Annotated in this window: 9 protein-coding genes; 4 read left to right on the forward strand and 5 right to left on the reverse strand. The window is 73.1% G+C overall.

Going from position 1 to position 12,193, the window contains the following annotated elements; genetic code table 11:
• Positions 1 to 39: 39 nt before the first annotated feature.
• The 5 genes from JR065_RS06850 to JR065_RS06870 form a co-directional block, all read right to left on the reverse strand.
• Positions 40 to 1,029: a glycoside hydrolase family 113 gene (locus JR065_RS06850; RefSeq protein ID WP_241093431.1), complete on the reverse strand. Its 990-nt coding sequence runs from the start codon at positions 1,027 to 1,029 to the stop codon at positions 40 to 42.
• Positions 1,011 to 2,528, reverse strand: coding sequence for a hypothetical protein (locus JR065_RS06855; protein ID WP_206233260.1), 1,518 nt, complete (start codon positions 2,526 to 2,528; stop codon positions 1,011 to 1,013). The genes JR065_RS06850 and JR065_RS06855 overlap by 19 nt, the downstream gene beginning before the upstream one ends.
• Positions 2,476 to 4,413, reverse strand: coding sequence for a glycosyltransferase family 2 protein (locus JR065_RS06860; RefSeq protein ID WP_206233261.1), 1,938 nt, complete (start codon positions 4,411 to 4,413; stop codon positions 2,476 to 2,478). Before JR065_RS06860 ends, JR065_RS06855 begins: the two co-directional genes overlap by 53 nt.
• A 10-nt stretch (positions 4,414 to 4,423) precedes the next feature.
• Entirely contained in the window at positions 4,424 to 5,425 is a 1,002-nt protein-coding gene (locus JR065_RS06865) for a hypothetical protein (RefSeq protein ID WP_241093432.1), read from the reverse strand.
• Positions 5,426 to 5,580: 155 nt separating this feature from the next.
• Entirely contained in the window at positions 5,581 to 6,426 is an 846-nt protein-coding gene (locus tag JR065_RS06870) for a glycosyltransferase family 2 protein (protein ID WP_206233262.1), read from the reverse strand.
• A 376-nt stretch (positions 6,427 to 6,802) separates the two neighbouring features.
• On the opposite strand from JR065_RS06870, the gene JR065_RS06875 reads away from it, so the two are divergent.
• From JR065_RS06875 to JR065_RS06890, 4 genes are all read left to right on the forward strand, one after another.
• Positions 6,803 to 7,723 (forward strand): ABC transporter substrate-binding protein, encoded by a 921-nt coding sequence (locus tag JR065_RS06875; protein WP_206233263.1) that lies wholly within the window; start codon positions 6,803 to 6,805, stop codon positions 7,721 to 7,723.
• Positions 7,720 to 8,871, forward strand: a complete 1,152-nt coding sequence (locus JR065_RS06880; protein ID WP_206233264.1) for a phosphotransferase enzyme family protein — start codon at positions 7,720 to 7,722, stop codon at positions 8,869 to 8,871. Before JR065_RS06875 ends, JR065_RS06880 begins: the two co-directional genes overlap by 4 nt.
• A complete protein-coding gene (locus tag JR065_RS06885; RefSeq protein ID WP_206233265.1) occupies positions 8,868 to 9,836 on the forward strand; it encodes a rhodanese-like domain-containing protein in 969 nt (322 codons plus the stop codon). Before JR065_RS06880 ends, JR065_RS06885 begins: the two co-directional genes overlap by 4 nt.
• Before the next feature lie 94 nt (positions 9,837 to 9,930).
• Positions 9,931 to 12,117 (forward strand): TonB-dependent siderophore receptor, encoded by a 2,187-nt coding sequence (locus JR065_RS06890; RefSeq protein ID WP_206233266.1) that lies wholly within the window; start codon positions 9,931 to 9,933, stop codon positions 12,115 to 12,117.
• Positions 12,118 to 12,193 lie beyond the last annotated feature (76 nt).

Raw genomic sequence — 12,193 nt, forward strand, 5'->3', positions numbered from 1 at the left:
GCCGGCTTGCGCCTTTCCCCTGTAGGAGTGCGGAAAGCGTCAGGGCGCAGGACGCCGCGCCAGCACCGCCTGCGCCGGCTTGTGCTGCAAGGTGAAGTCGCTGTCGTGCGCGCCGCCCGCGTCCGGATCGGTGTACCAGCACCAGATCGCGATGCCGGCGATGGCATGCTCGCCGAGCACGCGCCGCCAGTCCTGCAGCACCTGCGCCTGCAGCGCGGTGTCCACCGCCGCGGTGCGCTGCTCCGGACTTTCCCACGGCGCGGCGAGGCTGCCGCGCGCCGAGCGCAGGCCCAGTTCGGCCACCCACACCGGGCGGCCGCTGCGCGCGCCCAGCGCCTGCACCCGCGCGGCGGCATCGCGCATCTGCGTTCGCCGCCGCGCCGGGTCCTCGGCCAGCGACGGATACAGGCTGGTACCGACGAAGTCGAACCGGTCCCAATAGCCGAATCGCTCGGCCTGCTCCAGGCCATCGGCGACGTAGCCCAGCGGGCCGCGATAGACCTGCCGCACCGCCGCCACCAGCGCCGGCCATTGCGCCGCGTCCTGCAGGCGGCGCAGTTCGGTGCCGACGATCAGCGCGTCCGCCCGCTCCTCGGCGGCGACCTGCGCCAGCTGCAGCAGCGCGCGCTGGTAGGCCGCGAACCACGCGGCCGCATCGCTGGGCGCCGCGTCGCCGGCCCAATGTCCGGGAATCCACAGGTGGACCTTCAGCACCGGGCGCAGCCCGGCCGCGCGCATCTGCCGCAGCCCGGCGCGCACCTGCGCTTGGCTGCTGTCGCTGCCCAGCACCGGATCGTTGGACTGCGGCGTGGCCTGCCAGACGAAGGCGACCAGCAGCGCGCGCTCGGCGCCGCTGTCGGCCAGTTGCCGCAGCGAGCGCTGCGCCGCGTCGCTGCCCCATGGCGCGTGCGCCGACACCTTGACGTTGGCGCCCATCCACGGCGCCGGCGCGGGCGGCGCGGCGCCGCAGCCGCACGCGCCCATCGCGAACAGCGCCCCGGCCAGCAGTCTCAAGGCGATCGACGCCATACGCGGTAGGCCCCTTGTCGGTAGACCAGACTGTAGCCCGGCAGGCCCTGCCGCCACAGCTGCGGCAGGCGGCGGTTGACGCTGTCCAGGCCGCCGGCCTGGCTCGCCGGATCGGCCACCACCACCTGCGCCGGCATCTGCCGCGGATCGTCCATGGCGCGCTTGAAGCGCGGATCGAACGGCAGGATCAGGCCTTGCGCATCGCCGCGCGCGGCGATCACCGCATAGCCGGCGCGATCGTCGAGCAGCGTCGGCAGCCGCGCCTCGGCCAGCCAGGCGCCCAGCCGCACCGCGTCCGGATGGCGCGGGGCGACCGGCGCCCACAGCGCGGCGACCCAGTCGCGGGTGGTCGACGAGCCGGTGCGCGCGATCACCCAGGCACTGGCGCCGGCGCCGGCCAGCAGCAATGCCAGCGCCAGCCAGCGCAGCCGCGGGCGCAGATCGCCGAGCACCAGCGCCGCCGGCGCCAGCAACAGCGCGAGGAAATCCAGCGGCTGCGCGGTGAAGCGCGCCCAGGTGGCCAACGCGCCGGCGCCGATCACGGTGCCGGCCGCGGCCAGCACGCAGCGCCAGGTGCCGCTCAGGCGCGTGGACCGCGCCAGCAACAGCACCGGCGCGGTGGCCACGCCGGCCAGCGTCAGCCACAGCGGCGGCCACCACGGCCGCGCCGCGGCCTGCTGCAGCCACGGCTGCAGCGCGGCCTGCGCATAGCTGCCGCGGAACGCCGAGCGCACGTCGCGCACGAACAGCAGCGCATCGCCGAAGAACAGGTAGTTCAGGTACATCCACGTCGCCAGCGCGAACAGGAACGGCAGGTAGCAGACCAGGTAGAACGACACCGGCGCGCGCCGCAGCATGCCGTCCGGCGCGATCAGCGCCAGCCACGGCGCCATCGCCAGCGCCAGGAAGCAGGCGCGTTCGTCGATGAAGAACAGCAGGCACAGGCCCACGGCCAGGCGCAGGTAGGCGAAGGCTTCCGGATCGCCGCGGAAATGGCGCAGCGCGCGGCACACCAGGTAGAACACCAGCAGGCCCAGGCCCTGGTTGCTGCCGGACAGCGTCGGCCACAGGAAGAACGGCTGCAGCACCAGCGCCGCGCACAGGCCCCAGGCCCAGCCGCGGCCCAGGCCGACGGCGATGTCGCGCCACAGCAGCGCGACCAGCGCCGCGCCGGCCAGCACGTCGACCAGGTACGGCAGCAACGGCGTGGTCGCCAGGCCGGGCACGCTGCCGATCAGCAGGCCCAGGTACAGCGACGCCTGCGCGTACAAAAAGCCCAGGTATTCGGTGCGGAACCCCGCCGCGTCGCGCAACAGCAGCAGCTTGGCGTACTGCGCCATCGCGTCGTCGCTCATGTAGCCGTGGCTCAGCAGGCGATGGCACAGCAGCGCCAGCAACGCCGCGGTGGCCACGAATACCGGCGCGCCGCGCGTGCGGCGCGGCGCCTCAGTCGTCGAGTGCGGCCCGACGTTCTTCGGCCATGTGCTTGCTGATGCCATGGGTGGTCTTTTCCCAGTAGAAGGGATTGCGGATGAGCTGCCACAGGCCTTTGTAGGCGGCAACGGATTGCAGCAGCCAGTAGAACGGCACGGTCAGCGCGTACGGCGCCAGCCGGAAGTAGTCGCGCTTGAACGCCGCCACCAGGGTCATGTAGATCAGGAAGCCGTTGCCGAGCAGCAGGTTGAGCAGGCTCAGGTACAGCAGCGCCGGCGGGAAGACCGGGTCGAAGGCGCGGGTGCCGGTCAGCGCCCAGATGCCGTAGACCAGCCACATCGGCGGCGCGATCAGCGCGGTGAAGAAGGTGCCGCCGACGAAGAACTGGAAGCCCCAGAAGCCGCGGAAGCCGATGGAGCGGTACAGCTGCACCGGGTCGCGCATGTGCACCAGCCAGGTCTGCATGTAGCCCTTGAGCCAGCGCGAGCGCTGCCGGATCCAGTTGGGAATGCTGACGTTGGCTTCCTCGAACGTGGTCGAGTTGACCACGCTGACCCGGTAGCCCTGCTGGGTCAGGCGCACGCCCAGGTCGGCGTCCTCGGTGACGTTGTACGGGTCCCAGGCGTGGACCTTGCGCAGGATGTCCAGGCGGAAATGGTTGGAGGTGCCGCCCAGCGGGATCGGGATGCGCAGGGTTTCCAGCGCCGGCAGGTAGAAGTCGAACCACAGCGTGTATTCCAGCGTGAACATGCGCGTGAGCCAGTTCTCGTCGGCGTTGTAGTAGTTCAGCCGCGCCTGGATGCAGGCCACGTCGGCCGGCGACTTGCGGAACGCGGCCACCGCGCGCTTGAGCTGGTCCGGCTCGGGCTTGTCCTCGGCGTCGTAGATGGTGAGCATCTGCCCGCGCGCGAACTGCAGCGCGTAGTTGCACGCCTTGGGCTTGGTCTTGGGCTGCGACGGCGGCACCCGGATGATCTCGAAGAACGCCTCCAGCCCCAGCGCCTTGGCCGCCTCGATGGTCTCGGTGTCGTCGGCCTCCAGCACCAGCTTCACGTCCAGCTTGGAGGTCGGGTAGTCGAGCCGGCGCAGCGCGTTGGCCAGGATCGGCAACACGTCCGGCTCCTTGTACATCGGCACCAGCACCGTGTAGACGGGCAGGTCCTCGTCGTCGAGCGCGGCCACTTCCGCGTCGGTGACCTTGATGTCGATGCGGCGGTGCGCGCCGCGCCAGGCCAGCACGAACTTGAGCAGGAACGTGGCCATGAACGCCACGCCGATCACGCTGTTGATCGCGATCAGCGTGGCCACCGGCCATATCGCCAGCGCCAGCAGCGCCAGCGCCGCGAGCGCGCACAGCGATCCCACCTGCTTGCGCGTGATCACCTGCTTTGCCGAATGCTCCGGCGCGTGTTCGGCGAGCAGGTTCAGCGCGTCGTGGGTCAGCTGCGCATCGGCCTGCTGCTGCAGGCCCCAGACGATGTCGAACTTGGAGGTGCCGACGAAGCGCACGTCCGCGCCGTACACGCTGCGCGCCCAGGCGAAGGTCTCCGGGCCCGGATCGGCCACCGCCAGCACCAGCCGGCCTTCTTCCTGGCGCCACGGCAGCACCAGGCGCTGCGCGTAGTCGCCCAGCCGCGCCGGCTCGAACAGCGCCGGGTCGATCGGCCGCTGCAGCAGGTTGACGAAATTCAGCCCGAAGTGCGCCGCCAGCACGGTGTAGAAGCGCAGCGCGGTGACCCCGCGTTGCGCCAGCACCACGTCGCCCAGCCGCGAACGCCAGCGCGCCTGCAGCGCGAGCGCCTCCTGCAGCTGCGCCGCGTCGATCACCCCGGCCTCGACCAGCGCCGCGCCGATCGGCGTCTGCCAGCCGCGCGGTTCCGGCACGCTGCCCAGCGGGCCGATATCGCCGGCCGTGCCCGTGGTCGCGCTCGTGGCCGTGGTCGCCGTCATCGCTGCGCGCCTAGAACCGCCACCAGGCGGCGGCGAACGGGCCGCCGGCGCCGCCGGTGTTGCGCCCGGCGACCGGCTGCTGGTAGCCCAGCTGCAGTTGCGTGCCGCCCGGCAGCGTGTGCAGCAGCGACAGTTGCAGCTTGGTCAGGTCGTAGTCGGTGGTGTCGATGAAGTTGGTCGGATTGCGGCCGCTGCCGTTGCCCAGGCCCTGGATCGCGTTGGCTTCGCCGATCAGCATCCAGCGCGGGGCCAGCGCCACGCCGCTGGACACGTCCAGCCGCGCCTCGTCGGCCGCGCTGCCGCCGCGCAGGCGCACGGCGGCACCGGCATCGACGTAGGCGTCCAGGCCGCCCAGCGTGTAGCCGCGGCCGACGCTGTAGCGCAGCTCCAGGCCGTAGTCGCCCAGGCCCAGCGCCGGCTGATCGTCGCGGTCGTAGGCCGGCACGCTGAGCAGCGCCTGCACTGCGCCCTGCCAGGGACCATCGCCGCCGTCCGGATCGAGCCGGTAGCGCAATCCCATCTCCTGGTCCGCCGGGCCGCGCGTGCGGCCACGGAAGGTGTCGCTGCGATAGGCCGCTTCGGTGACGTAGAAATTGCCGATGGCGGTCAGGTCCGCGTTGAGACCGTATTCGATGTACAGGTTGAGCTGGTCCTGGCGGCTGCGGCCGCCATCGGGAAAATGCGTGCGCCTGCCCGAATCCGTATAGACCGAGCCGTCGTCGGCGTGGCTGGCCTTGAGGATCGCCAGCGTGGCGCCGTCGTCCTGCACCCAGGCGCCGGCGAAGCACGGCGCGGCCGCCAGCAAGGCGGCCAGGCCGACGCCCAGCGCCGGCAACGCGGGCCAGCGGCGGCACGCCTGCGCCGACGCCGCCGCAGCGCTGCCGCCATCGCGACCTGCCGCTGCCGTGCGCCACGGGTCCTGCGCCACGCGCGGCCGATGCGGCGGCACGCGCTCGGGAGCGGCACATGCGCCCGGCCGCGAGCGCGGGCGCTCGTCGTGAGACTGGTTCATTGCGGTTTGTTTCCTGGTGGGGGCCCCCTGGACGGGGCAGGAAACGACCCCAGGCGGGATCGCGAATGGACCTTAGCACTTTTTTAACGTGATTCAACGCACGCGATAAATGAACCACTCATCACGCATTTACCTATCGATCCCGCGCGCGCGTCTCAGCCTGGCCGCCGCCAGCACAGCCGCGCGAAGGTCGCCCCGGCATGCAGCCAGATCACCGCCCAGACCGCCACGCGCACCGGCCACGCGCGCGCGGGCGCCTCGAACTTGCGGAAGTAGCGCCACAGCCCGCGATGCTTGTGCCATTCGACGAACCACGGGCGCGCGCGGCTGGACACGCCGCGCACGTGGGTCACGCGCAACGTGTTCAGCACCGCCACGGTGGCGCCGGCCTGGCGCGCGCGCCGGCACAGGTCCAGGTCCTCGGCGTGCAGCCGGTAGCCGGCGTCCCAGCCGCCGATGCGCTGGAACAGCTGTCGCGACAGCAGCATCAGCGCGCCGGACAGCGCATCCACGCGCTGCAGCGGCTGCGCCGGATCGGCCGCCAGCGCCAGCCGCGAGCCGGCCAGCGGATGCCGCAGCATCGCCGCGAAATCCGGATCGCGCCGGCGCACCGCCGCATCCGGCCGGCCCCGCTCGTCCACCTGCTCCACGCCCAGCAGCGCGTCGCCGAGCGCGGCGGCCTGCACGCGCAGCGTGGCCAGCGTGTCGGTCTCCACCAACAGGTCCGGGTTGACGAATGCCAGCCACGGCGCGTCGCAGTCGGCCGCGCCCTGGTTGCATGCGGCGGCGAACCCGGGGTTGTCCGGATTGGCGATGAAGCGCACCCGCGCATCCTCCAGCGCATGCCGCTGCACGATCGCCAGCGTGTCGTCCTGCGAGGCATTGTCGACGACGCGGATCTGCGCCACCCCGGCCGCCGCGCGCAGCCGCTGCAAGCACGTGTCGATGGTGCTGCCGCTCTCGTAGGTCACCACCACCACGGCCATCTGCTGTTCGCTCATCGGCCGATTATCCCGCAACGCGGGCCGCCGACGCGCGGGCATGGCGCCGCGCCCCGCTTGCCGCGCATAATCTGCGCCCGTTCGACGTGCAGCCTGCCTGGCAGCCGGCCGCCGTCGACGGAGGAGCGGAACCGTCCGCCTCCTTTTCCTTCGCATAGTGCAGATGCCGGCCAGCGCTCGTTCCTGTCCGCGGCTGCCGCCACGACGCAACCACCGCGCACGCCGCTCCGGCATGCGCGCGTACCGACGGCCCGGCGGCGCCGTCGCCCATTCAGCCGATATATCGATCGGGCGTATCCATAGGACCGCAGATCATTGGTCTAGACCAGACCGCGGGGCAAGCATGCGCTTCCCTGTCCCGCCGGCTGCCTCCGCCATGCGCCCGCTGCGCGTCATGCTCGAATACTTCCATCCGTGGCCGAACTCGGCCGGCTTCTACCTGGCGCGCGAGCGCGGCTGGTACCGCGACGCCGGCCTGGAGCTGGTGCTGCAGTTGCCCGACCCCTGGCATGGCGACGGCCTGGCGCACTTGCTGCGCGGCGACTGCGACTTCGCCGTGTTCCCCAGCAACCGGCTGCTGGTACGCCGCGCCGCCGGACAGCCGCTGCGCGCGATCGCGGCGATCAACCAGTGCGGGCTGGAGGCGATCCAGACCCTGTCCGACCTCGGCATCGGCCGCCCGCGCGACCTGGCCGGGCGCCGCCTGGCGATGAACCCCACGCCGCGCGGATTGGCGATGGTGCGGCACCTGGTCGCGCACGACGACGGCGATCCGCAGGCGGTGACGATCGTGGATGCCGGCACCCGCGAACTGCGACCGGAGGACCTGGCCGCCGGCGTCGCCGACGCCAGCTTCGGCGGCTACTGGGCCTGGGAAGCGCTGATGGACAGCCGCATCGATGCGGCGCGGCGCGTGACCTGGCCGGTCGCCGCGCTCGGCGCGCCCGACTACCACAGCTATCTGCTCGGCGCGCACGCGCGCACCCTGTCCGCGCACGCGCAACTGGTTCGCGCGTTCCTCGCCGCCACCGCGCGCGGCTTCCTGGCGGCGGCGGCGCAACCGCTGGCGGCGCTGGCGGCCTACGAACGCGCCACGCCGTACTTCCCGCGCAGCCTGCTGGCCGACTCGCTGCGCGCGATCGCGCCGACCTGGCTGCACCGCGGGCAGTGGGGGCAGATGCGCCAACCGCTGCTGCAGGGCTATGCGCAGTGGCTGGCGCAGCATGGCGCGCTCGCCGACGCCCAGGCCTGGCGCGGCGCCGCCGACCCGCGCTTTCTCGCCGAGGCCGCGACATGAGCGCCTGCCACCAGATGCACGGCATGGCCGCCACCCCCGCGGCCGCCGACTGGCCGCCGCTGCGCGCCGACGAAGTGGAGACCGTGCTGCGCCACTTCGCGCTGCCCGCCGCGGTGCGCGCGCTGCGCTGGCACAGCCCGCGCCCGTTCTCCGCCGCCGCGGAGGTGGAGACCGAGGCCGGCATCGTGTTCGTCAAGCGCCATCACCGCCGCCTGCGCGACGTGCGCACGCTGGGCGAGGAGCATGCCTTCATCGCGCACCTGCGCGCGCGCGGCGCGCCGGTGCCGCGGCTGCTGCGCAGCGCCGCGGGCGCCACGGCGCTGGCGCTGGGCGAATGGACCTACGAAGTGCAGCACGCCGCCGAGGGCGATGACGCCTATCGCGAGGCCGCATCGTGGACCGCGTTCGCAAGCACCGCGCACGCGCACGCGGCCGGCCGCGCGCTGGCGGAGCTGCACCGCGCCGCCGCCGGCTACGCCGCGGCGCCGCGCAGCACCACCCTGCTGGTCGCCAACCTGCGCCTGTTCGGCCAGGCGCAGCCGCTGCCGGCGCTGCAACGCGATCTCGCACGGCGGCCGGCGCTGGCGGACTGGTTGCGGCGCCGCGACTGGCAAGCGGACCTGCGCGCGCACCTGCTGCCCTGGCACGCGCAGGCGTGGCCGCTGCTGCGCATGCCGCCGCCCGCGCTGTGGACGCACGGCGACTGGCACGCCTCCAATCTGCTGTGGCGCGGGCACGGCGCCGCCAGCGCGGTCAGCGCCGTGTTCGACTTCGGCCTGGCCGACCGCAGCTTCGCGCTGTACGACCTGGCCACCGCGATCGAACGCAACCTGGTGCCATGGCTGCACCTGGACGACGGCCGCCGCGCCGTCGCCGAACTCGACCAGCTCGATGCGCTGCTGCGCGGCTACGCCGCGGTGCTGCCGCTGGACGCCGCGCAGCTGCGCACGCTGGCCGCCCTGCTGCCGCTGGCGCACGCGGATTTCGCGCTCAGCGAGGTCGAGTACTTCGCCGGCATCACCGGCTCGGACGCCAATGCCGACATCGCCTACCGGCGCTACCTGCTCGGCCACGCCGACTGGTTCGGCGACGAGGAAGGCCAGCGCCTGCTGCAGCGCCTGCACCGGCACGCGGCGGCCGCGCCGTGAGCGCCGGCGCCGCAGCGTTGATCGACGTCGCCGGCCTGGCGGCGCGCCTGCACGACCCGCGCCTGCGCCTGCTCGATGCCAGCGTCGTCCTGCCGGCACCGCGCTTCGACGGCGACTACCGTCCGGCCAGCGGCGCCGAGGACTGGCGCCACGCGCACATCCCGGGCGCGCGGCATGCCGACCTGCTGCACGCGTTGAGCGATGCGCAGGCCGGGTTCGGCTTCGCCCTGCCGCCGTGGCCGGCGCTGCGCGCCGCGCTGCAACGGCTGGGCATCGGCGACGGCTGCCAGCCGGTGCTCTACGACCGCAGCGACGGCTTCTGGGCCGCGCGGCTGTGGTGGATGCTGCGCAGCGCCGGGATCGACGCGCAGGTGCTGGATGGCGGCTGGCGCGCCTGGCAGGCCGCCGGCCTGCCCGAGGCCAGCGGCGACGCGCCGGCACCGGCGCCGGCAGCGCTCACCGCCGCGCCGCGCCCGGACCTGTGGGTGGATCGGCATCGCGTCGAGGCGGTGCTGCACGGGCGCGCCGCCGGCACCCTGGTCTGCGCGTTGTCGGCGCCCCTGTTCGCCGGGCACGCGCCGAGCCGCTACGCACGCCGCGGGCACATCCCCGGCAGCCGCAACCTGCCGGCGCGCGCGGTGTTCGACGCCGGCGGACGCTACCTGCCGCCGGCGCAGCTGGCGCGCACGCTGGCGCCGCTGCTCGCCGCGCCACGGCCGTTGTTGCTGTACTGCGGCGGCGGCATTAGCGCCGCTGCGCTCGCGCTGGCGCTGAGCCTGCTCGGCGAAACCGAGCTGGCGCTCTACGACGGCTCGCTGCAGGAATGGGCGGCCGATCTGGCGCTGCCGCTGACGGTGCTGCCGCCGGCCGTGGCGGACATCGCCGGCACCGCCACCGACGCGGCGCCGATCGCGCCGACCGCGGCGGACATCGCCGCCCTCGCCACGCCGGAGCCGCGCCGATGAGCCGCCGCGTCCGGCACGACGCGCGGCGCGCCCGATGTCGCCGCCGCCGATGACGCCACCGCCCTTCCCCATCTTCCTTCGCACGAGGTTCCGCATGCCGCTTCCTTCCCTCTCCCCCGCCCCGCTCGCCCTGGCGCTGGCGCTCGCCCTGGCCGGCGCCGCGCCGGTGCGGGCCGTCGCCACGGACACCGCCGTCGGCGATGGCGCGGCGCGCACGCCGGTCGAACTGGATGCGGTCAACGTGCAGGGCGAGCAGCCGCGCAACCGTTCCGACCTGGCCGGCTACGGCGACGCCGCGCTGCTGGACACGCCCGCGTCGATCGGCGTGATCGACCGCGCGCAGCTGGCCGACCGCCAGGCGCGCGTGCTCAGCGAGGTGCTGCGCGCCGATGCCTCGGTCGGCGATGCCTATGCGCCGATCGGCTACTACGAGAACTTCGTGGTGCGCGGCTATTCGCTCAACGCCGCCAACAGCTACCGCATCAATGGCCTGAGCATCGCCGGCGAGCAGAACGTGGCGCTGGAGAACAAGGAACAGGTGCAGGTGCTCAAGGGCCTGTCCGGCCTGCAGTCCGGCCTCGCCGAACCTGCCGGGGTGATCGACTACGCGACCAAGCGCCCGCAGCAGGTGCGCACGCTGGTGCTCGGCACCGACGACGAAGGCGGCCGCTATGCCGCCGCCGACGTGGGCGGCTGGTTCGGCAGCGAGCGCCAGTTCGGGTTGCGGGTCAATGCCGCGCACGAGGGCATCCGCAGCTACGTCGCGCATGCCGACGGCCACCGCAACTTCCTGTCGCTGGCCGCGGACTGGAAGATCGACCCGCAATCGACCCTGCAGCTGGACGTGGAGTACCAGGACCGGCAGCAACGGTCGGTGCCCGGCTACCAGTTGCTCGGCGGCGAGCGCGTGCCCGGCGACGTGTCGGTGCACCGCCTGCTGGCCTACCAGCCGTGGTCCAGGCCGGTCGGCATCGATGCGCTCAACGCGCAGGCGCGCTACCAGTACCGCGTCAACGACGCCTGGCGCGTGGAGCTCGCCGCCGCGCACAGCCGCGCGGTGATCGACGACTACTCCAGCTTCGCCTGGGGCTGCTATGGCGCGGCCAGCTGCGCCGACGACGCGGTGCCCAACTACTTCAGCAGCGAAGGCGAGTACGACCTCTACGACTACCGCAGTCCCGACGACACGCGCCGCAACGACCAGGTGCAGGCGACGGCGAGCGGCGCGTTCGCCACCGGCCCGCTGCAGCACCAGGTCAGGGTCGGCGCGGACTACCTGCACCGCACCGTCGACCGCCACGGCTCGATCAACGAATGGATCGGCAGCGGCCGCATCGATGCCGACCCGCCGGTGTTCGCCCAGGCCGATGCCGAACTGGATCCCAAGCGGCGGCGCCTGGACAGCACCCAGACCTCGCTGCTGGCCAGCGACCGCATCGGCATCGGCGAGGCGTGGCAGGTGCTGCTCGGCGCGCGCCAGGTGCGCTACGACGAGCGCGCCTGGGACCGCGACGGCGCCCTGATCCGGCGCACGCGCCGCTCCGAACTGCTGCCGCAGGCGGCGGTGCTGTTCAAGCCGCAGGACGCCTTGTCGCTGTACGCCAGCTTCGCCAAGGGCCTGTCGCCCGGCGGCACCGCCTCGTGGTTCGCCAGCAACGCCGACGAGATCCTCGCGCCGACCAGCGCCTACCAGAGCGAGGCCGGGCTGAAGTACGAACGCGACGGGCTGGCGCTGGGCGCGGCGCTGTTCGACATCCGCCAGGCCTACCAGTACGCGCAACCGCAGGACGACGGCACGTTCCTGTACCTGCAGCAGGGCCGGCTGCACAACCGCGGCATCGAGCTGTCGGCCGACGGCGCGGTCGGCGGCGGGCTGCGGCTGCAGGCCAGCGTGGCGGGCATCCGCGCGCGCGCCGAGGACACCGGCACGCCGGCCTACGAAGGCCACCAGGCATTGAACGTGCCCAGGCTGCGCGCCAGCGCGCAGGCCACCTGGGACGTGCCCGGCATCGCCGGCCTGGCGCTGCTGGGCGGCGCGCAGTACAGCGGCGCCAAGCATGCCGACCGCGGCGGCCGCGTCGAGGTCGGCGGCTACACCGTGTACAACCTGGGCGCGCGCTACGCGACGCGGCTGGGCGCGGTGCCGACCACGCTGCGGCTGAGCGTGGACAACGTGGCCGACAAGCGCTACTGGCGCGACGTCGGCGAGTACGCCGGCGACGACTACCTGTTCCTGGGCGCGCCGCGCACGGCACGGCTGGCGTTGCAGTTCGATTTCTGAGCGGGACTCGGGACTCGGGACTCGGGACTCGGGACTCGGGACTCGGGACTCGGGACTCGGGACTCGGGACTCGGGA

This window comes from Xanthomonas sp., assembly GCF_017163755.1.
Classification (GTDB): domain Bacteria; phylum Pseudomonadota; class Gammaproteobacteria; order Xanthomonadales; family Xanthomonadaceae; genus Xanthomonas_A.